The sequence below is a fragment of the Sediminispirochaeta bajacaliforniensis DSM 16054 genome (genome assembly GCF_000378205.1).
GTDB classification, from domain to species: Bacteria; Spirochaetota; Spirochaetia; order DSM-16054; family Sediminispirochaetaceae; genus Sediminispirochaeta; species Sediminispirochaeta bajacaliforniensis.
In genome coordinates this window covers 1-23980 of sequence record NZ_KB899415.1, presented here as the reverse complement: position 1 = coordinate 23980, position 23980 = coordinate 1, and the positions used below count along the sequence as shown (strand labels likewise).

Here is a 23980-nt window from a genome sequence, read left to right as displayed (position 1 = left end):
GATTCTACTATAAAGAGCTCTTTCTTACAGCAGCTTTCCAATGGCAATAGTACGTTCGCTTTTCTTATCGAAGAGGACATTCTTATCCGACTGAAACGAGAGCCACACCTTCTCGCCCATGGTAAAATCGACACTTCCGAATACAACGCTGGTAAGAATCTGTCCGCCGAGATCAATCTTGACAATGGTTTCCATTCCGGACGGCAGGGTTGAATAGATGCTCCCCTCTACCGTCCCCTCCGGAGAAAGGACGATATCTTCAGGCCTGATGCCAAGAAGCAATTGCTGACCTTCCTGAACGGTGATGCTCGAAGAGGTGGGGGTAAAGAGAAGTTTGAGTAGTTTGTGATTCAGCTTTATCTCGTCGAGATTTACATTTTCTCCGGTCACCTCTAGGATATTAATGTTGGGACTTCCCACAAAATCGGCGACAAAAAGGTTCATCGGTCGGTGGTAGACCTCGAGGGGCGGTGCAAATTGCTGTAGGAGTCCCTCCTTCAGAAGGCAAATTTTGCTTGAGAGGGTCATGGCCTCCAGCTGGTCATGGGTCACATAGACAAAGGTTGAATCTGTTTCCGCATGAAGACGCTTAAGCTCGGTCCGCATCTCCATCCGAAGTTTCGCATCCAGGTTGCTCAGCGGCTCGTCCATAAAAAGTATTTTCGGCCCGGTGGCAAGGGTCCTGGCAATGGCTACCCGCTGCTGCTGACCGCCTGAGAGCTCGGAAGGATAGCGGTCCCGAAGCTCTTCGATTCGGAGCATCTCCAAGAGCTCACGCACCCTGGATTCTATTCGTTTCTTTTCCCACTTCATATTTTCAAGCCCAAAGGCAATATTCTTGTATACGGTCATGTGAGGCCAGAGGGCATAATTTTGAAAAAGAAAGCCGACATCCCGCTTATCGGGAGAGATATCGATCCCCCGTTCCGAGGAAAAAACACAACGGTCGTCGATGTAGATTTCCCCCTCGGTCGGGGTCTCCAGTCCCGCAATCATACGAAGGGTTGTCGTCTTACCGCAACCCGAGGGGCCCAGCAATGTCACAAACTCTCGGTCTCCGATGACAAGATCGAGGTTATCCACGGCCACAGACCTGCCGAAGCGTTTTGTAATGTGTTCCAAGTGAATTTTCGGCATTAGTGCCCTCCTATTCCTTTATCGATCGATGCCCCGGTGACCCGGTTCACCACAAGATTACTGATGACCACAAAGAGAACGATGAGAAGATTGATGGCGTTGGCGTACTGGTTCCATCCCTTTTCATTATATTGAAAAAGCATGGTGGTTAGGATTCGCGAAGAGGGGGTGACAAGGAGAATAAAAAGGGAAAGTTCCCGCATGCAGGAGATGAAGGGAAGCAGGTAGCCGGAAAGGAAACTTGCCTTCTGGATCGGTATGATGATACGGAGCATGCGCTTTCCCCAGCCGATACCCTGTATGGTTCCAGCCTCTTCGATTTCGTTGCTCAGCTGATGCATGGCACCCACACTTGCCCGGGATGCAAAGGGAAGATACTTAACAGCGCCCACCAGAACAAGAAGCGCAAATGTTCCATAGAGGGGAGGAATAAAGCCTCGTTTGACGGCAAACATGGAAAGGTAGATGGCACCGAAGGCCATGCTCGGCATAAGGTAGGGGAAAAATGCCAGATTATTTACCAGCAGCGACAGCCTTGAATTACGCCGCTTTACGATGGCGTAGCCGGCAAGGATTCCGACCGAACCTGCTATAAACGCCACAATGACCGAAAGCCTGACACTGTTCCACAGGCCGTGAAAGATCGAGGAATTCCGTAAAACCCCAGGTTCGCCGTTTGCAATGGTCGGGTCTCCAGAACCGACCCAAAAGAGGGTGGTAAAGTTTCCGAGGGAATAATTGCCGGGTTCCATGATAAAGGATTCCAATGCAAAAGAGAGCAGAGGGACAATACAGACCAGGGCGACGAGCAGAAGGAGCAGTACCGAAATGACGCTTCGAAAACCACGCAGATTGAGATAGGCGATATTAGAACTTTTCCCCGTTATCGTTGTAAAAGACCTTCTGGTACCGATGATTTTTTGGTTGATACCGAGGATCAACACACCAATCAGAATCATGATAAGCGCAATGATGTAACCGTAGCCGGGGTTCAGCCCATTGAGGGTCCTGAACATCTGGGTGGTCAGAACCTGGAAACGAACCGAAGTTCCGAGGAATGCCGGAACGGCAAAGGCGCTCATGGCACTGGAAAAAACGAGAAGAAAAGTGGAGAGCATGGCAGGGAGCACAATGGGAATGGTAATCTTCCGCATAATCTTCCCCCTGCTTGCTTTCAGGATAAGGGCAGCCTCTTCCAGGTTCGCATCCATATTCCTGAGAATACCGCCGATCAGGATATAGGCAAAAGGAGCATAATGCAGTCCTAAAACTACCACGATGGGGAAGAGACCGTAGGCAAACCAGTTGGGTGTCTGTATGCCCGTAATTGCGGTAAAAAAACCGGGAGCACCACCGACAAGGGAGTTCTTGAAAAAGTTCAACCATGCCATGGCGAGCGTCCAGGAAGGCATGATATAGGGAAAAATAAAGAGGGTCGAGATAACGCCCTTGAAGCGCATATTGGTCCTTGTAACCAGCCATGCAACCGTTCCTCCGAGAAGAATGGCGATAAAACAGGTACCGAAGGCAACCAACATGGTATTTAAGAATGGCTCGTAAAATATCTTTTTACCGGCCGAAGAAAAGAGGACCTTGGTCCAGTGGTAAAGGGTAAAATCCCCTACCCTTGCCCCCTTCACCCGCATCAGTTCGGCCTGATGGACCGTAAAGGTATCCATCATGATAGTCAGCATCGGGACAACCGTCAGGTAAATAAGAATAACGGCAAGAGACACAAGGATGACGTTATGAGGCTTTTTCAAAAATGATATAGCCCTGTTACGGTAGTTCACAGATTCCGTCCTTTTCGTATCCGTCTAAAAACGTACCGGATCTTAGCAAACGATCCGGTACGGTACATAATCAGTAGATGTATTCGTTGAGAAACTCTTCGACCTCGGCTCGATGTTCGAAACAGTAGGCAGGATCCTCCTCGACCAAAATCTTCACCCAGGTGGTCATGGGATAGTCGTCAGGCTGGAGGGGAATCGAGGGGTTCGAAGAGTAGGTTCCGAGATCGGAACTCCAGGGAGAAAAGCCCTCTTCGGTGAGCAGAAACTCGATAAAAAGCTTTGCAGCATTGGGATGACCGGCATTCGAGCACATCAGAGCGTAGATCGGATAGTAAAAACCGGAAAAGGGTTCCATCTCCATAATCGGAGCAAGGGCAAGGTTCTTGGTATCCTTGTATCGCAGCTTTGAGAAGACAAACAGTCCGGCATTATGCTCCTTACCCTGCCCTTTTACCCCGATACTCTCGGCGGTTTTGGTGTCGCTGGTGGTAAGCACAAGGTCGTTTTCCAGAATCCGCCTGATCCATTCATAGCCCGCATTCGGGGTGGTCAGCTCGATCTCTTTTCCGAAATAATCCTTGTACGCCTTTGCAATCCTGTCGGCAACCTCGGGCTTCGTCACCATGGTAAGAAAGTTTGCATTGACCCCTTCCTGAAAGGGATTTTTGAACTGAAAATTACCTTTCCACTCCTTGGTCGTGAGGGCCCATATGTTGGTAAAGGGATACGCCTCGCTCACCTCGTCGTTGAAAATGAAAACCTTATTGATAAAGGCAAAGGCCAGGGGACTTTGGAACTCAGCGGGAATTTGATCCTTCATTGTCGGAGGGACATAATTATACAGATATTCGAGGTTGAGGAGCTCTCCCATGACGCGGCCACCGTCCTGGCAAAGTACAAAATCGGCTCCGGCAGCCCCCGTACTACCCTCTTTCGAGATCTTTTCGATCAGCTCGAAATCCTTGAGGTTCGTTGCCTCAACCTCAATCCCGTATTTTTCGCCGAACGCCTTGGCAGCATTGGCGATTCTGCTGGTGACGGAATAAACGACCACCTTTCCTTCGGCCTGGGCCGCGGCCACAAGCTCTTCGTGGGTCATAGGCACCTCTTTGGCTACAGCGGGTTCGGAAACCTCCTGTTTCCCTCCGGCAAAGAGAAGAGAAACCGAAAGAGAAGCGGTAAGAACGAGGCAGGTAAAGAGCAAGACTATCTTTTTCATCATCATCTCCTTTCACAGAAACCAGAATTTGTTAAGATCGCTTAACAAGTAAAAATGTTAAGATACCTTTACAATTCTGTCAACGTTTTTTTGGAGATTTGCAGATAGTAGAATATGGAAGAGAAAGAAAAGCCTACAGCGTGGCAATCACCGCCCTGATGATAAAGGTCCAGAAGATCGACAGAGCGCTGGATAGGAGCGTCCCGATCAGCATGTATTCCGCAAAATCTTTATCATCAAGTTCCTTAAAGCGGGCAAACGCCTTTGCAGTCAAGACAAAGGCAACAGAAGAATAGTTCCCCGTCAAGACAAAGAGGTAAAAGAGCATTCGCTCCAGAACACCGATGATCTTTCCCCTCCCCAGCTCCTTGCTGTCGAGGTCATCATCCGTTGTCGCTTTCAAGCGCGGCTCGGTTTTTATCAGGCCGAGGATAAAACGAATGACATTGTTCATCTCATTCACCAAGACAACAGCGCCGAAAAAAACAAGCACAAATCGGTCGAAAGCGCCTGTTCCGAGGGAAGACAGAAGAGGATTGTTTCGCCCCATGAGCCTCGAAAGAGAGACAGATACGGAATTGAAAGAAAGTCCGGGCAAAAATATTCCAAAGAGAAAGCTTCCGGCAAGCATGAGGACCAAAAACTGAAGAATTCTGGAAAGAAATATCGAATTCCCTCGCTGTTCAGCGCGGTGTTCGGTAAAAAGAGAAAACAGGTTGAACAAAACGGTAAACAAAAAGAGGGGAAGAAGGCTCCTCCAGCTGTAAAGAGGCATGAGCAGGAACAACTCGGCCGTAGAGCAGCTCAGCATCGACCGCAGATCCAGGGGGGCTTCCCGCCACTGGGCCCACAAACGTACGATAAGAATCACAAGGCAAAAATAGAGGTATCCTATCACGGCTAACCTTCCCCCATGGCTGCAATCTCATCGGAAACGGTCTGAAAATATCGTGCCAAGGCGACGAGATTATGTGTTTTGATCGTTTTATAGACTCCCCGCTCACTGATTCCCACAATCCGGGCGATATCTTTCACGGGCTGATTCCTGAAAACCCCATAGAAAATCGAAAGGGTATGCTCTTTCCAGTCACTCATCACCGAATAGGCGTAATACAAGCCGCTGTTGAGAAGCCTCTGCCTTTGTTTATAGCGACCATAGAGCTGTACAATAGTGATTTTTTCCTCTTTTACATTGTTTAACCCATCCCGTGCCACATGAAAAGCGGGCCCATCCATCCCGATTGCCTCTTTCGTGTTGATATCCGTCGCAATATCATCGACCCCCAGGGCGATTCTGAGCGAAACAGGGAAAAGGCTCCTGCTGATAAAAAGCAGATCCTCCACGACCCGGGAACCAGCCTTGTAGACAGCCTGGAATTCATCCCCCAGGGTGATCGTATAGGGAGATAAAAGGGCCGAGCTTGTTTCATTGAGGTCGCTAAGGCATGCTTGTAGCTGCCTCTGAAACTCCTGTCGCCGCTCAATCCGCCGGGAATCGACAATATCCGCGATCACTGCTATGACTTTCACAACACCATTGTAACGATTAGGTACGATATCTGTCAAATGAACTTTTTAGGTTCATACAAACTTATATGTACCCTTTTGGTACATCCTTACACAATGCAGCGTAAGAATATGCAAAACATACAAGGATTCTGCTATATCTGCCGGACCAGGATAGTTACCATACACCCGACAAGGTAAAAAGGAGGAACACCGTGGCCCATCCAATTAATGAAGAGTTATACCAATATATTACGGATACCTGTTTGGGGGCCTACGAAAATCCATCCCCGCCGCTGCAGCTTTTGGAAAAGATATGGAAAAATCCTGATTTTCCCATGCACTGTCCGGAACACCACTACCTTGTTCCGGCAGTCCTTTTGACCACCTATTGCAGGCTGAAGAACGACAGGAAAGCCAAACTCAGGGAAGCGCTGAACCTTGCCGGAGACCGGGCAAAAAACCTGCTCGCCGGATTCTGCGGTTGGTACGGAGCCTGCGGTGCGGCCGTCGGAAGCGGTATGTTCCTTTCGGTAGCGACAGGCACAAGCCCCTATTCGACCGACACCTGGGCACTTGTAAACCGCCTAAGCTCCGACTGCCTATACAACATCGCGGAAATCGGCGGCCCCCGCTGCTGCAAGCGCGTCTGCTTTACCGCAGTAAGCACAAGCATCACCTTCATGAAACAACATTTTGACCTCGACCTTGGGCAGACCACACCGATACGCTGCACATTTTACCAGCGAAACGCCGAATGTAAGAAAACAGCCTGTCCCTACTACCCAGCAACCTAAGTCCTGAATACGAAGGCAGAGGCTATGATATTCCACACCATCTGGGCGTCACCCTCGCTTGCCGCTCGGGTCGGGATTGCTCCGAAGTCCGCTTCGCTACCGTCCTCGGCTTCGCCTCGGACCGGCCCTGCGGCCGTTCTCCGCATCCCTGACGCTCGGTCATCGGTTTGTTTATAAGGGGAAAGTATACTATTCAGGGTAAAAAAAACAGACTACCCGCATATCATGTCACCATGTGAATTCTCAAATGACTTTTTTATATCTTCAGGCATATCTTCCGGTTTAATAGATTTGACTCTTTCTTCGGAATTATCTTTCACGGCTTCGGTATAATACCAGCATTTATATGTAATCAAATCCAAAACTTTAATCATCGCAAGGATATCAGCCTCAACGGACTTCTTCTTATCAAGAAACATATCCCGCCGCTTAACAAGCGTTGCGTTACTGGGAACAAGCCTTCCTTATCATAATAACGAAGAGCTGAAATAGAAATATTAAACATTCATTCTGGTATAGGGACCTGGCGGGATACTATCTACGTTCTACAATAGTCGGAAATTTCACAAAACGTCTGAAGCAACTTGCCATAGATCGCTTCTTTTCCGATGTATGAAAAGGTGTGTTTTTTTATTTAGAAAAGTCCGCTCTTCCGCCTTCGTAAAAATACCGCTTCATCTCAACTACCTTACCGAATTCTCCTCGGAAAAAGGGAGAGAATCGCAATTCCCTCCCTTTAAAAGCAGTGCAGTGTTCTTTTAAAACTCAAATACGGCAACGACCGGTTTGTGATCGGATACTCCGCAGCTCGCCCCGCTTCCATGGAAATCAACCACCGAAGCAAGAACCGGCAGAAGCCCTCTGCCGTACATTATACGGTCTATCGTCTCGTTCATGTAGATCTCTTCGGACAGCGCGGGGTTTGGAAAGGTCGGAGGCTGAAGAAGGCCAAGTTCGTAAAAAACATCTTTGAGACCAGCCTCAGCCAGTATCCTTGAAGGGTGCCACGGATCGTTAAAATCGCCGCAAAGTAAAAGCGGTGGAGCATCCGACTTGCGGTTTTTAAGCCAGCGCGCAATCTTCAAAGCCTCTTCATGCCTGTAGGAAGTTCCTGTATCCTGTTCGTCCTTGTTATTCTGATGGGTCAGGTGGACCGTACAAACCTGGAATTTCCTGCCGTCTGCAAGGCATTCAAGATCAAGTATGAATAGCCTGCGATCAGGTTCCGGCATGTCCAGAAAGAGTTCGGTATGCCCCGTTTCCCGAAAGAGATCCTTTTTATAATAAATGTTCCCTTCATTCCGCCAGCCGTTGAAATCATCTTCAACCCTGGCATGAAAAGGCATAGCTTCGTCCAGAAAACGCATGGTTTCCTCCCGTATTTCCTGAAAACAGCATATATCGGGATGAAACCTTACCAGAAAATCTTCCAGCGCAGCCTTTCTTTGTTCCCATTTTTCGGTGTTCCATATATTGCATGTGCATAAACTGAACCTGAATGGTGTTTGCATTTCAATCCTCCCTTGTTTCCCTGAAGACTTCAGGGAAACGCTTCTCGATTTTAAGCCAGGCACCCAGCCCCAGAACGGTAACCCAGGCTATGCAGATATCGTAAAAACCCTTGAAACGGTCAACGCGGTTGAAATAATCCCAGTTTGTGTGATTTATCTGCTCCGGCTGCCACCCGTCCGCCCCCGCTGCTGCAGGGCTTCCGTGAAGACCGTCCCCTGCCAGCTGTCTGCAGGCATTAATCATCATAAGAGCGTTTTTACGGTATATGTCTGTTCCCGAGGCTTCCCACAAACGCAGAAAATCGTAACCGATGGACATCCCGTAGAAATCCAGGTGGTGGTGGGCAACCGAAACGGAAGTCATGCCGGTTGTCCGGAATTCAGCCTCTGCCAGAGGGGTTCCGGCCGGGAAAACTATATCATACTGCCAGACCCATGTAAGAATGTAATCCGCCGCCTTTTCAGCGTAGTCCAGCCATTTCCTGGCTCCGTCCCTTTCATACAGATCCAGAAACATGGAAAGCAGGGAAACTCCCGATTCCTTGTCGTACGCATCCGCATCCAGCGTATCGCCAAAGAAGTCGCCGGAATCCGCAAGACCTGCATAATAACGGGCCGCCCTGTCGACAGCATCATTCAGCCTCTGCGAATCTTCATAGTAGGGTTCCAGCAGAAGAAGAAACGATACTATGTAAGCCCCGTTAGTCCCAAGAGAATTTACTGGTTTCCCGTCTGTAGACCACCACCTGCCGAAAGAACCCTCTGAATCATCGCGCAGCTGGTTATCCATATAGAAATCAGCAACCCGCAGCGGGAGCTGTAAAAACTCGGGAACACTCCTGCCTTGTTCTAAAAGACTTTCATACAGCTTGATATAACCGCTCATTGACTCGCCGTTGCACCTGGCGTTTACAAGATTTCTGTATTCATCATTTTCGGAAATTCCAAGGTAGCCGCCCCATTCGCCGTTCCGGAGATCGCGGCAATCCTGATGTACGCCGGGAAGAACCTCGCCGCGGAGAAAAAACCGGCCTATGCCTTCGGCATAGGAAAGGAATTCCGGCCTGTTCATTCGCCCGGCCAGCCTTGCATAAATCCATGCGCCTTCAAGGCTCTTAACAAGAAACGAGGCAGCTGTATACTCGTATATTTCCTGCAGCAGCCCGTTGTCCCTTCCCATTCTTACATATGCAAGCCCGGAGCGTTTGTCGTATTCCGTCAGATAAAGCAGATTACGAATTTTCCCGTCCAGATATGCCGACCATTGCATTCCGCAAGTGGTATTCCGGACAGGATTAAAAAAGACATCCGAATATTCCAAACCTTCCCGGTACGCAGCGAAAATATCGCTCTTTTCTTCCGGAAAGACAAGGTAAAATGATCTTGAGTAGATATACGGCAGCTCCTCCTCTGGAGAACAGACCGTAAATGATCTGGCATCGTGTCCGGAGGAAAGGGCCTTTTTTCCTGTATATCTGAAAGGGCCTTCGCTGCCCGGCACAACCGTCCGGATCTTTATCAACCCTTCGTTGCTGACTACCGATCTTCCAGCCGTATCATGCTCTCCAGTTGCCGGCCCGGTAAAGAAAATAAGCTTTTCTTGATCATTGTAAACAACAAGACAGCACGGCAGCGGTGTCCGTTCCTCTGAATAGGCCCATCCTGCGGCTTCGGAGCCTTTCGGAAAGCAACCTTTGCCGCGGTTATTTCCTCGGTAAAGAACCGAGGGAATAAAAAACTCCGCTCCGTCCATGCGGATATTCAGATCCGTTTCGAGATTCCAGGCTGCATTTTGTTCAAGAATCCAGGTTCTGTCGATTCTGAGAACTCGGCCGTTTAAAGAAAATTCATCCGTAATCGAACAGGATTCGAAAACGGCAGTAGTCCTGCCTTTCTCATATTCAAGCGTCAACGGTATGGTAGAATCGCCGTCTTTTTTAATTCCATACTCTATGGAACATTTCTCCAGCAGCGGATCTACATGAAAGAGTTCCAGCTTGGTTTTGCATGCTATGTGCATCTTTCTACCCCTTGATCCCTGTCATTGCAATTCCTTCAACAATCTTCTTTCTGAAAATGAAGTAGAAAACAAACTGTGGTACGGACGCGATTACCGCCCCTGACATGATCAACGAATAATCCGTTCCGTGGACTCCCTGAAAGTTGGCGATACCGACGGTAATTGTATATTTTGCCGTATCGGATATTGCTATAAGCGGCCAGAGAAAATCGTTCCATGCATTTATGAAAGACAGGATCATGACGGTAGCCAGCGCGGATTTCCCAAGCGGTAATATGATAGTCGTGAAAATACGCCCCCTGCCGCTTCCGTCTATAAATGCTGCTTCCTCCAATTCATCCGGGATCCCCTCGAAAAACTGCTTAAGAATAAATATCCCGATAGGAAGTGCAAGCCTTGGCAAAATGGCTGCGGAAAGCGTATTAACAAGTCCGTAGCTGTTGAACTGTAGATACAGCGGTATTATGATGACCTGGAAGGGGATCATCATTCCGGCCATTACGAACCAGAAAAGGATCTGCCTTCCACGAAACTTGATCTTTGCCATTGCATATGCGATGGGCGCATCTACGGCAAGCGTAAGGATCATCGTTACCACAGAAACAACCGTGGAATTCCAGAGCCATTTAAGTATATAGGTTGAAGAAAACGCCTTGGCATAGTTCTGCAGGGTCGGGTGTTTGGGGAAAATGCGGAATACGTCAGTAAGGACATCCTCCTCCAGCTTAAGCGAGGTTATTGCAAGCCAGACAAGCGGAAAGATCCATAGCACAAGAACAACAAGAGCGACAATGAACAGAATCTTCTTTTTCATTTATCTCTCCCCATTATCTTGTAATAGACAACTGAAATCACCATTATGAGCAGAAAGAGAACGTAGGCCATTGCCGAGGAATACCCCATCTTGAAATAGGTGAACCCGTTTTCATAGATATACTGAATGAGGACCCGGGTTTTTCCGTAAGGCCCTCCTCCCGTCATTACGAAGACCTGCCCGAAAACCTTGAACGAGGCTATTATCTGGAGAAGCAGGCAAAGAACTATCGTAGGTCGCAGCAGCGGGATCGTTATGTCCTTGAGAATGCGGAAATATCCGGCCCCGTCTATTCGGGCCGATTCGTAAACCTCGGCAGATATCTGTTTCATTCCGGCGGAGAACAGGATCATGTTGAATCCGGCCGTCCACCATATAGTGGCCGCCGAGACGGACCACATGGCCTTTTGTGGATCGGTAAGCCATCCGACCTTGGCGTGACCGAGAAGCATGAAAAGCTGGTTGAACAGGCCGTAGTTCTTCTGAAAGAGCCATGCCCAAAGCGTGCCAATAACCGTTATCGACAGAACATAGGGTATAAAAAAGATATTCTCCCCCGCTCCTCTCAGCAGCGATTTCGAATTAACGAAAAGCGCCATTAGAAAACCTGCAACCATAAGAATCGGTGTTGTCATAAAAACAAATTGGAAGGTATGCCACAGCGATGTATAAAAGGTCTTGTCCTTGAACAGACTTATATAGTTTCCGAGACCGATGAATTTTCTGCTGGACAGGATGTCCCATTTATAGAAGCTGATGCAAAGTCCGAAAATAATCGGAAATACAAGCAGAAACAGGTATATCAGAACAAAGGGTAGAGAAAACAGAACTCCGTCCCTGGTGTCTTTATTGCCGGGAATTGCCATATAAACTCCATAAGCTGTTGAAATGAAGGGAGAGAGACCTCTCTCCCTTGCATTTTAGAATCTTACAGGCAGGACTCAATAAGAAGCGATAATTGAGTTGACCATTTTTTCCATCTCGGCAAGAGCCGTTTTTACATCCTGTCCGGATGCAACGGCCAGCTCCAGAGAGTCGGAAAGGTTGTTGTAGATCTCGTCCCATGCGACTGTCCTTGGAGCAGCGAAAGACGATGCGGCGGCAGCTGCATAATCCTTTCTGTGGGGGAGAGACTGAAAATTGGGGTTGTCTGAGACGGATTTCCTGATGGGAATATGGCCGGCCTTCGCCCAGAGGTCCCCCCTCTCGGTCATCCACAGCATGAACTCGACGGCGGCCGCCAGTTTTTCATTGCTCATTTCCTTTTTAGCTGGAATAGCAAGCGTATGGGATCCGGACCATGCGGCGGGTTTCCCCAGCATTGCCGGCAGCGGTACCGCGGCAAAATCCAATCCTTCCTGCTTCTCGAATGAGCCGGTAGCCCAGACGCCGTTAATATGAATTGCGGCTTTTCCGAGTTTGAATGCGGCGACAGAGGAATCATAATCCAGACCGCTTTCCGTTATCCCGTATTTATGGACCATGTCGACAAGGGCTTGAAGCGCCTTCTCACCCATTTCGTTGTTGAAATCGGCAGCGGAAAGATCTTCCGTCAGCACGCTTCCACCTTGCTGCTCCATGAACGACATGAACAGCCTGGTAAGGGTATAGGCCTTATAGGTTGCAGTAGTATTATCGATAGCGGCACCCATGGCCCCTGTTTTGTCCTGAACCTTTTTAGCCGTCGCAACAAATTCTTCATAGGTGACGGGCACCTTGTCTATACCGGCCTGTCTGAAAAGGTCTTTATTGTAGTACATGATTAGAGCATGCACATCCAGCGGAAGCGAGTAGATCTTTCCGTCGAACGTGCAGGGCTCCAGTGCTGCGGGAATAAAATCATCCATGGGAGCATTTACACTTTTCAGTACATCGTCAAGTGGATATAGTGTTCCACTAGGCACGTAGTTCAGAAGTTTGCTTCTGTGAATTACGACTACATCCGGAGCATTCTGTGATGTTAATGCAGTTGTAAGTTTGGTATAATAATTATCAAACTTAACGGTATCGGTTGTCATAACGATATCATCATGGGTCCGGTTGAACTCATCAACCATGGCGTCGAAAAACTCACCGTCACCACCGGTGAACAGAGACCAGAAAGTGATTTCAATCGGGCCCCCTTTTTCAGACGCAACATCTTTCTCCTGGCTACCGGACGCGCCTATGCCGACAGTACCCAGAAGAAGCAGCGACAGTACAAGCAGACATGCCGACAAGCTTTTTCTCTTCATGTTTTCCTCCTTAAAAATCACATAAAAATATTTCTACCTTTTGGTAGTTTCCCTGAAAACCAACCTCGGTTTCATTTCCAAGGTATTATACGGTCTGTTTCCGTCTTCAATATGCAGCATAAGCTCCTCTACAGCAGCCTGTCCCAGCCTTGCTTTGGGAACATCAACGGAACTGAGTCTGGGCTGCATGTATTGCGCCATATTCAGATTATCGTAACCGAAAACCTCAATATCCTCCGGTACACACAATCCATTTTCATGGAGCGACTTCAGCACACCCATCGCAACCAAATCGTTGAAACATGCGACTGCCGTAAATTCCAGCCCTTTGTTCAGCGCCCGGTTCATCTCCGAATAGCCGTCGTCTATATGCCCCCTTGTCTCAACAACAAGGTCTGCATCAAAGACCCGCCCTTTTTCCCTGAAAGCCCTCTTCATGCCTTCCAGCCTGTCGACCGAATTGCTTATTCGGCCCGGCCCGGCAAGATAAAAAATCCTTTCGTGGCCGGTTTCCAGCAGATAACTGAACACCTCCGAGGAACCCTCTTCATCTCCGTGCAAAATCGAGTGTGCCTCAAGCCCCTTGACGCGCCTTCCCGCAAAGATGTACGGAATACCCAGCGATTCATACATACTCAGGTTTTTAGGATCGTCAAATACGGGAATAATAATAAGACCGTCCACCTGGCGGCCGATAAGAAGCTTGACTGCATCATATTCATTCTCTGCCTGCTCCTCAGTATTGATAAGCAGGATACTGTAATTCATCTTTCGGGCTGCATCCTCTATTCCAAGAAGGACTTCCGCAAAGAACGGGTTGGAGGAATCAGCAGACACAACCCCGATTGTATTGGTCCTGCTGGAACGCATACTTCCGGCAACCTCATTTCTGATGTATCCCAGCTCTTCCGCTTTGCTGCAGATCAGTCTGCTGGTTTGCCCGCTGATTCGGGAATCGCCCCTCAGGGCTCTTGATACAGTATTTATCGAAAAACCCGTAATACGGGCGATATCCGAAAGTTTTACATTCATAGATTAACGTTAACCCAGCTTTTAAAATAACACAAGGATTATTTGCCTAATAGCTCCCCAAACCCACTTTATACCGTTCAAAAACACAATATAACATTGGTTTTAAGGATTATCGTTAATCTTTAATAGGATCATACGGTCGAAGTAACACTGCTGTTTGGGCCGAACCGGTTCACCGAAATAATCGTCAGCAACGAAATTGAAGCGAATGTATACCCGCCTACCGGATACGCGTTTTTCATAACGGCCAGCGATAACCTTGTCGAGTATCTGGAAATCGGAAACGACGGAAGCAATATCAGCCTGGGACTCAGGGATTTATACACCTATTCAAACATCAAGATTCGTGACCACATCAGCATGCCGATGCTTGAACGCGGATATCAGACACAAGAAGCACCAGAGCTTACGTATTCAAGGATCACATCATCAAGAGCGGAAGTCAATGTCCCAAACAGCTATAATATGATTTTTCACCGTAAGCGCTTCAGAAACATCGTCATGCAACAAAGGAAAAAGGAGTGTTTTGCTATGAAGATTACCACCGAAGAAAAAAAGCTTCACATCGAGTATTGGGGAAGAGGTCAGCGAAAAGCTGGAGATTCGCCACAATCCTGTCATCAACATGGATGAAACCCGGGTGCAGGTACACCGAGAGCACAAAAGAGAGGACAGCAGCAACTCCGATATTTGGGTAGCAATCGGAGGAGATCCAAAGAGGCGAATCGTGCGCTATCTCTATGCGACATCACGAGGTGCTTGCCTTGCACACATCAGGAAAAAGTTTGTTGAAGCGACAAAGATAAAAAAGAAAATCGGAGCCGTCCATGAGGCGGTAAGCAAGATTGCAAAAATCTATCGACCAGAGAAGGAGCTGAGGGAGAAGGAGCTCCCTGCCGAAGCATTCCTTGCAGCCCGGCGCGATGCAATTGGACCATTGCTTGAAGACTTTGCTGCCTGGCTGAATAAGAAAAGCACTGTTGCTCCATCCTCCCAGTTGGGAAAAACGATAACCTATGCAAAAGGCCAGTGGAATAAACTCAGCAAGTTCCTCGATCATGAGGCGCTGACGCCTGACAACAATGCGAGTTTATCCTCACGATATTGTTATCGTAGACCGTTTAATTTGGCCATAACGGTCTCGTTTTCTATCCAAATTGGCTTTTGGGTTTGTTGTTCTGGTGTCTCAAGAGTTGTGTAGCTCGGGTTCTTCTAAACATGTACGGATGCACCTTGGAGGGAACAGAAATACACTGAGCGCGGGCTTCATTTGCATATTTAGCCATAAATCGCTCAACGTTGCTTTCGGACATAGCGTTTGCCGAGTTTTTGATGATGGTGAAAAACAGGAGGTTCGTTTTCAGGGGAACTGCAGCGTGATAGATGGAAAGGTACTGAGTCTCCGCAATCGATGAGTGCCCGAGATATCGACTGAGATAGGGCATCATTATGCCGGTATCAACGTCGTCTTCCATCCATTCGTTCATTTTGTTGACAACGAAGGTGTGCCGTAAGCTCTGAATAGTCGGTTTTCGATCTACCCTGCTGGTAAAGGCTGTCTTGTTCCAAAATTGAGCGAATTTTCTATCAAGTGAAGTCTTTTCGAACGGTCGGTCTCCTTTTCCTCCCGGAAAAAACCATTGCCGGTTAGGAATTATCCCATCCCTATACTCGTCAAATACGATGCACATATGGCAGACGTCCCTACTCATAAACACAATGCGATCTTTGTTTCCCTTGGATTGAAGAATATGCAACACTCCGTCGATCAGATCTACGCACGACCGTCGGAGAAAACAACCTTCCGAAAGGCGAAGACCGCAGCAGTAGAACAAACGGAGCAGTACTTGATAGGTCGGGACCAGACGCGCGAATGACAGTTGGGGCGGCGCATAGGTGTCGACTATCGAGAGAAGCTCTGCAGTTGTTCCGGTGATAGAATGTGGGGCGTTGCGGTGGTACCGGAGGCCATGTATCACCACGATTCAGGACACTTTGAAGCCATAAATATGCAGGCCTTTTTGATTCAGAAATGATAGTTCTTATTGGTCTCTTTATAAATATTTTATGAACCACATTGACACATGTATGATTTCGTACTATATTTATTTAGTACGAAATCGTACTTTTAGGTGTAGTAATGGGTATACAGAGATTTAACGAAATTCATCAAATAAATTATCTGACTTCAGAAATGGAAGCGCTTTATCATCAGGCGTCCTTGAAGCTGGGCATTACAGATAGCGTTTCTATTGTTTTGTATACGATCTACGACACAGGAGAAAACTGCTTACTCAGCGATATTTATAAAAAATCGGGAATCAGCAAGCAAACAGTCAACTCGGCTGTCCGAGGTTTAGAAACTGATGGCATTCTATATCTGAAGCCGTACACAGGCAGAGCAAAAAAAATTGTCCTAACAGAAAAAGGTAAGGACTATGTGAATAAGACTGTGGCGACGCTCTACGAAGCGGAAATACAGGCTTTCAAATCCTGGTCAACAGAAGAAATCAACACCTATATCCATCTGATGGAAAAATATGCGGATTGTTTTCGTAAGCAAATAGATGCTTTATAAGAAATAACATCATGAAGATACAACTTTCAGATCGTTTTACCTATGGCAAACTGATAAGATTTTCACTTCCGTCCATTGCTATGATGATCTTTACATCTATTTACAGCGTGGTGGACGGTTTCTTTGTTGCTAACTATACAGGCACAACTGCATTTTCTGCAGTCAATCTGATCATGCCCTTTTTGATGATCGTGGCAACCGTTGGCTTCATGTTTGGTACCGGAGGAACCGCCATTGTTGCCAACACCTTTGGTGCTGGTGACAAGGAGAGGGCAAACAGATATTTTTCTCTGTTTGTGTATGTGGCTTTTATTCTTAGTGTCTTATTCGCTACATTAGGATTTGTATTTATTCGTTCGATTGCCACACTGCTTGGCGCAAAAGGCGAGCTTCTTGGGCATTGCATTGTTTACGGACGAATTATTCTTATGACGTTACCGTTTCTTGTGTTACAGCTTCTGTTTCAGAGCTTTTTTGTAGCAGCGGAAAAGCCTCATCTCGGTCTTTTGGTGACGGGTGCAGCCGGTGTCACCAATATGGTTTTGGATGCGGTTTTGGTGATTCTCCTGCCGCCGGAATATAAGCTGGCAGGTGCAGCTATTGCCACAGCATTCAGCCAGCTTATAGGCGGTGTTATTCCTCTTATCTATTTTTCTCAAAAAAACAACAGTATTCTTCGCCTTGGCAAAACCAGCTTTGACGGCAAGGCTATTTTTAAGGCTTGTACCAACGGATCTTCCGAATTTATGAGTAACGTTTCCATGAGTATCGTGGGAATGCTCTATAACATACAGCTTCTGAAATTCGCCGGAGAAAACGGCGTGGCAGCCTACGGTGTCATGATGTATGTCAGCATGATTTTCGCGGCTACCTTCATAGGGTACTCTATTGGAGTAGCCCCCATCATCGCTTATCACGACGGTGCAAAAAATCACAACGAGCTAAAGGGCCTTTTAAAAAAGAGCCTTCATTTACTTGGCATTAGCGGCATCGTTATGGTAACTGCCGCACAGCTGCTGGCTGTTCCGTTGGCACAAATATTCGTGGGCTACGACAAGGAACTGGCAGATCTGACTGTTTCCGGGTTCCGTATTTTCGCCATTGCATTTCCCTTTATGGGTTTTGCCATTTTCGGTTCAGGCTTCTTTACTGCACTGAATGATGGACTAACCTCCGCTTTGATTTCCTTTTTGCGTACATTGGTGTTTGAGGTCAGCGCCGTTTTGATTCTCCCGATGATTTGGGGAATTGATGGTATTTGGCTTTCCATTGTTGTGGCTGAAGTGATGGCGGTTGTTTTTACAGCAATATTCCTTATCGTAAAGCGGAAAAAGTATCATTATTCTGCAAAAGGAGCGTCGTACATGAATTTAACGTTATTACCTGTAAGTCAAGAAGATTTGGCAAATTACAAAAAGGATATGCAAGAGGCTTTCCAAAAAGGAGCAGCAGCGGAGTTTTCTGATTTTGATGCAGAGATACTTCCCAAAGAGGATATCGACCATTCATTAAATAGCAAAGGGGCAATCGCTTTCAAAGCGATGGTAGATGGTGAAATGGTCGGTGGGGCCATCGTTATAATTGACGAAGAAACACAACACAATCATCTTGATTTTCTCTATGTAAAATATGGAACGCAGAGTCGTGGTGTGGGACAGGCTATTTGGAAGGAGCTTGAAAAGCTGCACCCTGACACAAAGGTTTGGGAAACTGTTACCCCATATTTTGAAAAGCGAAATGTTCATTTTTATGTGAATCGCTGTGGCTTTCATATAGTGGAATTCTTCAATCCGCAGCACAAAGATCCCAACACACCCGAAGACATGGTAGGCGGAGATTATTTCTTCCGTTTTGAAAAGCAAATGAGGTGAAACAAATTCCATATGACCATACCCATAAGCCGTCCAACGGAAATAAAAAAATAGTTGTTGCGGCAACAGGAAAATTATACCCCAAAAGGAAATACAGTAGCCAAGTTTGGGGTCTGCACTTTTATTTTGACTTTTTCATCATCAAGGGCAAGCCTTCCGGTGTTGCCCAGGACCGTCACCTCGTCGCCAGCAAGGTACGCACTGCCGTCCGTGGGAACCGTCCCCGAGTTTGCGCCGTTGGCGTTGTAGGTGACGGTGTAGGTCTCTGCCGGCCTCACATGATCTGTTGTCCCGTTGGAACAGCCTGCAAAAATAAGCAAGGCCAGAACGGCCGCCGTCGCGACTATGACACTTTTTCTTATCATCTCTGTTCTCCTGTAACTCGATTTGTCTCCCGGGTATCCGTGACAGGCGGAAGGAATATTTTTCTGCAATCAGAAGCAACTGTAGACGATTTTTTACGGAAACTCTCACAGATTTATAAATCTGGCAGTTTTTTTGAGAAATTCCTGTGTCCGAGTTTTCAAGCTGGGAACTGCAAAGAGGATACGGAAGAAAATCATTTACGAGGGGTGAGTGAGGTTCCTGACCCACCGGGCGGAACCTCAAATCAGGGGTCTTTGACAAATTAGAGAAGGGGGCTACTGCCTCGAAATTGATCACAAGTCGAGTGATCAAAGAGCTTCAAAGGCAGGGCTGTGCTATGCAAAAGAAACAGGCATCAGGTTAAATACTTCATATATTATGTTGTTGGTTAGCGAAGCTAAGCATTGCTTTCTCCGCATGAGATTGGCTTAGAAGTGAGATATCCCGTGTCAAAGTAGTAAATTCAGACCGTTTGCTATAGTGTTGCTCAATCCGCATTAGCTCATTTGCCAGTTCGTTATATCATTATAAACCTCGTGAAATCCGTATAACATTTGCTTAACCTGTATTTTCGTGCCCGTAGGGCTTGACGCAATTTGTGCGTCAGGAGCGTAGCGACAGCACAAAATGTGACAAAGCAAATATCAGGTTGAAGCAGTTGTTAGCTGTCTTCCCGTTCTTTATTTTGAGAAGCGCCTTCTACTATGTTTAAACTTACCAGAAAACATGAAATACAGTAACACAATTTAATCTGCCTTAGCGATATATACTGTTCCGCCGAGTAAAACGAGGATCGATCCAGATGCTATCATTATTATTTTCATAGACATTGCATCTGCCAAAGGACCAAAAGCTGCCATTCCCATAGGAAGAAAAAGCGCGTATGCGGAACTGAGTAATCCGAACACCCGCCCCTGCATCGAGGTCTCTGTATTTTCCTGAATCAGCGTTGTGGCAGCTGTCTGAGTCATGGTAAGAGCAATTCCGTATAAAAGCATACATCCAAGATACAAAATAAAATTCGATGCCCCCCCCCATCCCGACGGCAAGCACACCGAATAAAGCAAGTCCTGCTGCAAACGTCTTCTGTCTGTTTTTGAATCCCCCCCATGTACTCATCAAGATTCCACCGCCGGTCATACCGAAAAAGCCGACAAGCTCAACCGCTGTCATATACCAATATGCCGTACCGTATGTACGGTTCACATACAGCTGCGCAAGAAATCCCGCAGGAGTACTTAGAAAAATAAAAAGCCCGTATACAATCAGAACACGCGCTATCAAAGGGGACGATGCAACATAGCGCAATCCGTATTTCATGTCGGTAAAAAGGTTTGCTTTGTGTCAGAAGCATTTGTTTCCGGTACAGCATCCCCTTTTCCTTCCGAGGTAATCTGTGGAATTGCCACGAATAGACACATGCTGACGCCTATCGCGGCGGTTACAACATCCACCAGCAGTGCATACCGGATGGAGCTATATGAAAGTAGCACGCCTGCAGCTGCTGGGGATGCAAATTGCATAACTGCCTGAAAAGTTGCGTTTATTCCGTTGAATCGCATGAGTTCGGTTGCTGGCACTATCGATGGCAACACTGCATTTATAGCCGGGGTTTGGACACCGGCGCCAAAAGAACGCACTACAGACATAACAAGCAGGGCGTATAGCAACATATTCTGATGTACGTCATCAGCAATATACGGCATAAGCAAAAACATGCCTAACGTAACAAGTGCAATAACGGCATCCGCACCAATGATGACGCGTTTACGATCATATCGGTCAGCCCATACACCGCCTACAAATGAAATCAAAAACTGAGGCAGATACGAACAGATTGTAAATATGGCTACCCACTTTCCGAGCGAAGTTTGCTTCGTCACAAACCAGATTATTGCCATCTGTACAACCGTCGACCCGAACAATGTCACAGCCTGGCCCGCCAAAAAAAGAATTGTATTATTTTCCCAAGTTTTCATAATAGCAATTCTACATGTGAAAAATGTCCGCTTATAGAAGAAAAAAGACATTCTATATAGGCTGTGAAAAATAATCTGAATATAAAAAGCCTTCTTTGACAAGTTGCAGCGGTGTCAGCCCGGAAAATGTTTTAATTTCTCTTATCATGTGCGACTGGTCAGAGAAGCCACAGGCGCACGCTATGTCAGAAAAATGATCCACAGTGTTCGTTTTTTTCTGCATCATACTAAGTGCACGTTGGAAACGAACAATACGGTAAAACTCCTTCGGATTCATGCCGAGCATATCGGTAAAAATACGATTAAATTGTTTTCGTGACAGATTTGTTACTTCCGACAGTTTTTGAAGGCTTACGAACGGATTTTGATTCATTTCCCGAACAACACTACGAACCCTATTCGTATTTAAGTCATCAAACGATTCAGAAATACGCTGCAAAAGCCATAGCTCAATCAACTTGATACAAATGTCATCATTTTCTGTTTCAATGATTCGTTCTGCAAGTCCATTCAAACTCCTGTCATCTAAATCTTTCACAGCAACCTCACAACCATATAAAAGATTACACGGCAGTTTTAAAATGCAACCTGCTGCATACGGTTCGAACACCGTAACAAACATTTTTAAATTACCTGAAGATTTTAAATACGACGGATAATTAGTTTGTCCGCTGACGGTTGCATAGCTCTGCAAGCTTCCGGATGTAGAAACGTAAAGAGGTGTTCCTTTGTGAAAAACGAGCTGCATACAGCCAATTGGAAACGTAAGTTGGGATATCTTGGCGTTACTATGCAAAATCCAGTGATAGCGAATATACTTTTCGAGTGCGCTGCATGGTTTAATAAAACGAAATTTTTCTTGAATCATTTCTTTCTTCCCTTTTATTTCTGCCGCTTTCTTATTCTATGGCCAGTTCTTTATCCGGTGGTTCTGGTACAACACATCAAGCCCTCTCAACCCTTTTGAAAGGGTTCCTATACTCACATCTGTTCCCATCACCTTCGCTACATTCAGTGTGCCTCTTCCCGTCTCATCTGGACGTCCCCCTCGCTTCCCGCTCGCACTCGGGATTGCTCCGAAGTCCTGAAATTCATCTATATCGAGATCCCCGGCCTCTGGCTGGGTACACATTCAGCGTAAAATGACAAGACAGAGATAAATAAGATAAGACCGATGCTTTTCAAATCAATACACCTCGCCATGGATTCCGATGGATATCAATAAGACGCTATCCTCATCGACCATGCGATTCTTCAATTTAAGAGCATTCAAGTCAGCAATGAACAGCTTGAGTTTCTGCTTAACCATTTCGCGACTTTCCTGATGTTTTGTAACCCACTTTTTAAGCTTTTCTCAAAACGACTCGGCCATTCAAGACGAAGCATCAGCCAATTCGGAGATTGAAAAGCTAATCTCTTCTCCAGCTTGTTCTTCTGGTTTTACGAATGTGTACGTTACACTTTGCCCATCGCATGCAATCGGTATCATCACTATCTTGGACCTGTTTTTATAATCGCTGGTTTCCAGGAATTCATCGCGCGTCATGGTCGCAGGATCTACCTCAAGTAAATACGTTTTGGCATTTGTCATGGTAAAATCCATCTCAAACCCACGTCTGCCGATTTTCGTTTCACCAGTATGCTTATTCGTCACTTCATATATCATATCAGGCTTAAACAGCACTAAAAACTCTTCATTTTCCAATTTAACAGAATGATTATTTTCTTCCATCGTAGGGTTCAGGACATATTTTATGTATTGACTTATGGTACTCTCATCATTCCCCTGCAATTTCTCAAGGTTTAAAGAAGCCTCCATACCTTCATTCATATCATAGATCTTAATTCTGACCTTACCCCCTTCCTGCATTCCTTCAAGCATATAATCTTTACCAGCATCAAATTTTCCGATCGCCTTCATAGGAAACATAGTAAATACTTTCCCCGTATCATATTTAACAGTTAATACATGTATGCCGGATGGAATCCTAACAACTTGGCGGGCAAAATCTTCCTCTGTTGCATTCCAATCGACATCGGCATCATCAATTTTAAGAACGGCTATGTAATTATGAATATATAAACGCGCAAGCTCTGCAGAAGATACTCTATCGGGGTTGTACTCTCCCCTGTCAATCACTTTAGGATAGTCAGGCGTACTAGTACAATTCACCAATAATAAGACCACCGATAGACCCAAAAAAATCTGTACTACCTTTCTCATGGAAAACTCCTTCCTTTTCATTCACAGATCTCGTGCTATACCTGTCCGACCGAACGTAGCTTTATTTCAGCACTATGCTGTTGGTAGCAATTTCCATATGTCTCAAGGCAAATTCCCCAATCGTTCCAGATTCAAGGGCCTTCAATCCTTCATCGATTACCACCACCTGTTCGTTTAGTGTCAATGCATAACCGCTGTCTATATAGGCTTTTACTATCTCAAAAAATACTTTTGCAACATCCTCTTTGTCTACATCAACACCGGAATAATCCTTGAGCTTTGATACCATCCCCAAGGTTGCAGTAAAATAGACTGCTTTATCTGCATCTGTTAATTCAGCAGGGATAGGGCCAATCGATACGTTCCTTAACATATCAGGATTTTGGTTCATATCTATTTCCACAACATAGTCTGCATCAGCTGCATAGATGAAGTCGATCCGTCCATCAAGAATATCTTCATACAACTGCTTCATGGTCCCATCGCCAAGGGAATACAGCCCCCGAAGGGCAAAGCCAATTGATATTCCTGATTCTTCCTGAAACTTTTCGTTCCTCTCACTCATCGGTGCTGTGGTTGCACACGATAAAACAAGAACCACAGAAACCACTCCCAATAAAAGCACATGCACAATATTTCTTTTTACCATCTCTTTATCTCCTTCCTTATACACATATGAACAAAGTATAGCACCAGTATAGTATTAGATTCTCTAAATTCTTTATCAGCCCTCATTTCCCCGGCTCTTCATCTGCCTCCCCTTCGTTTTTTTCATCTGGGCGTCCCCCTCGCTTCTCGCTCGGGTCGGGATTGCTCCGAAGTCCGCTTCGCTCCCGTCCTCGCACTCTGTGCTCGGACCGGCCTTCAGGCCGTTCTCCGCATCCCTGACGCTCGGCCTT

The 23980-nt window shown here is 46.5% G+C and carries 26 protein-coding genes; 4 read left to right on the top strand and 22 right to left on the bottom strand.

Translation table 11 applies throughout. From position 1 onward, the window contains the following. Positions 1–24: 24 nt before the first annotated feature. The 5 genes from F459_RS0110545 to F459_RS0110525 form a co-directional block, all read right to left on the bottom strand. Positions 25–1137 (bottom strand): ABC transporter ATP-binding protein, encoded by a 1113-nt coding sequence (locus F459_RS0110545; RefSeq protein WP_020612692.1) that lies wholly within the window; start codon positions 1135–1137, stop codon positions 25–27. Next, complete coding sequence (locus F459_RS0110540) at positions 1137–2930, bottom strand: ABC transporter permease (RefSeq protein ID WP_020612691.1); 1794 nt, start codon at positions 2928–2930, stop codon at positions 1137–1139. The genes F459_RS0110545 and F459_RS0110540 overlap by 1 nt, the downstream gene beginning before the upstream one ends. Before the next feature lie 70 nt (positions 2931–3000). Next, positions 3001–4149 carry an ABC transporter substrate-binding protein gene (locus F459_RS0110535; protein ID WP_020612690.1) on the bottom strand — a complete coding sequence of 383 codons (1149 nt, stop codon included), beginning with the start codon at positions 4147–4149 and terminating at the stop codon, positions 3001–3003. A gap of 133 nt (positions 4150–4282) precedes the next feature. Beyond that, positions 4283–5020 (bottom strand): hypothetical protein, encoded by a 738-nt coding sequence (locus tag F459_RS0110530; RefSeq protein ID WP_245540146.1) that lies wholly within the window; start codon positions 5018–5020, stop codon positions 4283–4285. A 29-nt stretch (positions 5021–5049) separates the two neighbouring features. After that, on the bottom strand, positions 5050–5679 hold the full coding sequence (locus F459_RS0110525) for a SatD family protein (RefSeq protein ID WP_245540145.1): 630 nt from the start codon (positions 5677–5679) through the stop codon (positions 5050–5052). Positions 5680–5870: 191 nt separating this feature from the next. Here F459_RS0110525 and F459_RS0110520 point away from each other — a divergent pair, with 191 nt between their 5' ends. Next, complete coding sequence (locus F459_RS0110520) at positions 5871–6452, top strand: DUF5714 domain-containing protein (RefSeq protein WP_020612687.1); 582 nt, start codon at positions 5871–5873, stop codon at positions 6450–6452. On the opposite strand, the gene F459_RS23930 is transcribed toward F459_RS0110520, so the two are convergent. The 9 genes from F459_RS23930 to F459_RS0110480 form a co-directional block, all read right to left on the bottom strand. Then, positions 6449–6598 carry a hypothetical protein gene (locus F459_RS23930; protein WP_020612686.1) on the bottom strand — a complete coding sequence of 50 codons (150 nt, stop codon included), beginning with the start codon at positions 6596–6598 and terminating at the stop codon, positions 6449–6451. The two genes, F459_RS0110520 and F459_RS23930, sit on opposite strands and share 4 nt — an antisense overlap. 66 nt (positions 6599–6664) lie before the next feature. Next, complete coding sequence (locus tag F459_RS22210; RefSeq protein ID WP_020612685.1) at positions 6665–6871, bottom strand: hypothetical protein; 207 nt, start codon at positions 6869–6871, stop codon at positions 6665–6667. Then, positions 6823–6957 carry a MerR family DNA-binding transcriptional regulator gene (locus tag F459_RS24665; protein ID WP_211214003.1) on the bottom strand — a complete coding sequence of 45 codons (135 nt, stop codon included), beginning with the start codon at positions 6955–6957 and terminating at the stop codon, positions 6823–6825. Before F459_RS24665 ends, F459_RS22210 begins: the two co-directional genes overlap by 49 nt. A 253-nt stretch (positions 6958–7210) precedes the next feature. Next, a complete protein-coding gene (locus tag F459_RS0110505) occupies positions 7211–7963 on the bottom strand; it encodes an endonuclease/exonuclease/phosphatase family protein (protein WP_020612684.1) in 753 nt (250 codons plus the stop codon). Between the two features lies 1 nt (position 7964). Further along, on the bottom strand, positions 7965–9983 hold the full coding sequence (locus tag F459_RS0110500) for a glycoside hydrolase family protein (protein WP_020612683.1): 2019 nt from the start codon (positions 9981–9983) through the stop codon (positions 7965–7967). Between the two features lie 4 nt (positions 9984–9987). Continuing rightward, positions 9988–10797 carry a carbohydrate ABC transporter permease gene (locus F459_RS0110495; protein ID WP_020612682.1) on the bottom strand — a complete coding sequence of 270 codons (810 nt, stop codon included), beginning with the start codon at positions 10795–10797 and terminating at the stop codon, positions 9988–9990. After that, positions 10794–11663 carry a carbohydrate ABC transporter permease gene (locus F459_RS0110490; RefSeq protein ID WP_020612681.1) on the bottom strand — a complete coding sequence of 290 codons (870 nt, stop codon included), beginning with the start codon at positions 11661–11663 and terminating at the stop codon, positions 10794–10796. Before F459_RS0110490 ends, F459_RS0110495 begins: the two co-directional genes overlap by 4 nt. 75 nt (positions 11664–11738) lie before the next feature. Continuing rightward, a complete protein-coding gene (locus F459_RS0110485; RefSeq protein ID WP_020612680.1) occupies positions 11739–13031 on the bottom strand; it encodes an ABC transporter substrate-binding protein in 1293 nt (430 codons plus the stop codon). 33 nt (positions 13032–13064) lie between these two features. Then, positions 13065–14063, bottom strand: a complete 999-nt coding sequence (locus F459_RS0110480; RefSeq protein ID WP_020612679.1) for a LacI family DNA-binding transcriptional regulator — start codon at positions 14061–14063, stop codon at positions 13065–13067. Between the two features lie 571 nt (positions 14064–14634). Here F459_RS0110480 and F459_RS23595 point away from each other — a divergent pair. After that, on the top strand, positions 14635–15264 hold the full coding sequence (locus F459_RS23595) for an IS66 family transposase (protein ID WP_322786010.1): 630 nt from the start codon (positions 14635–14637) through the stop codon (positions 15262–15264). Here the strand turns inward: F459_RS23595 and F459_RS24660 are convergent. Continuing rightward, on the bottom strand, positions 15212–16042 hold the full coding sequence (locus F459_RS24660) for a tyrosine-type recombinase/integrase (protein ID WP_169517944.1): 831 nt from the start codon (positions 16040–16042) through the stop codon (positions 15212–15214). The genes F459_RS23595 and F459_RS24660 overlap by 53 nt on opposite strands. A gap of 161 nt (positions 16043–16203) precedes the next feature. Between F459_RS24660 and F459_RS0110450 the strand changes: the two genes are divergently transcribed. Then, positions 16204–16641: a MarR family winged helix-turn-helix transcriptional regulator gene (locus F459_RS0110450; RefSeq protein ID WP_020612675.1), complete on the top strand. Its 438-nt coding sequence runs from the start codon at positions 16204–16206 to the stop codon at positions 16639–16641. An 11-nt stretch (positions 16642–16652) separates the two neighbouring features. Continuing rightward, positions 16653–18512, top strand: coding sequence for a GNAT family N-acetyltransferase (locus F459_RS22200; protein ID WP_020612674.1), 1860 nt, complete (start codon positions 16653–16655; stop codon positions 18510–18512). A gap of 74 nt (positions 18513–18586) precedes the next feature. On the opposite strand, the gene F459_RS0110440 is transcribed toward F459_RS22200, so the two are convergent. The 7 genes from F459_RS0110440 to F459_RS0110415 all read right to left on the bottom strand — a co-directional run bounded on the left by F459_RS0110440 (position 18587) and on the right by F459_RS0110415 (position 23730). Next, positions 18587–18877: a hypothetical protein gene (locus F459_RS0110440; RefSeq protein ID WP_020612673.1), complete on the bottom strand. Its 291-nt coding sequence runs from the start codon at positions 18875–18877 to the stop codon at positions 18587–18589. A gap of 747 nt (positions 18878–19624) precedes the next feature. After that, positions 19625–19876, bottom strand: a complete 252-nt coding sequence (locus tag F459_RS24270) for an MFS transporter (RefSeq protein ID WP_211214002.1) — start codon at positions 19874–19876, stop codon at positions 19625–19627. A 318-nt stretch (positions 19877–20194) separates the two neighbouring features. After that, positions 20195–20857 (bottom strand): MFS transporter, encoded by a 663-nt coding sequence (locus F459_RS24265; RefSeq protein WP_211214001.1) that lies wholly within the window; start codon positions 20855–20857, stop codon positions 20195–20197. 52 nt (positions 20858–20909) lie between these two features. Next, positions 20910–21725: a helix-turn-helix domain-containing protein gene (locus tag F459_RS0110430; protein ID WP_020612671.1), complete on the bottom strand. Its 816-nt coding sequence runs from the start codon at positions 21723–21725 to the stop codon at positions 20910–20912. A 318-nt stretch (positions 21726–22043) separates the two neighbouring features. Then, positions 22044–22166: a hypothetical protein gene (locus tag F459_RS24535; RefSeq protein WP_020612670.1), complete on the bottom strand. Its 123-nt coding sequence runs from the start codon at positions 22164–22166 to the stop codon at positions 22044–22046. A 63-nt stretch (positions 22167–22229) separates the two neighbouring features. Then, positions 22230–23081 (bottom strand): hypothetical protein, encoded by an 852-nt coding sequence (locus tag F459_RS0110420; protein ID WP_020612669.1) that lies wholly within the window; start codon positions 23079–23081, stop codon positions 22230–22232. A 61-nt stretch (positions 23082–23142) separates the two neighbouring features. Further along, positions 23143–23730: a hypothetical protein gene (locus F459_RS0110415; RefSeq protein WP_020612668.1), complete on the bottom strand. Its 588-nt coding sequence runs from the start codon at positions 23728–23730 to the stop codon at positions 23143–23145. Positions 23731–23980 lie beyond the last annotated feature (250 nt).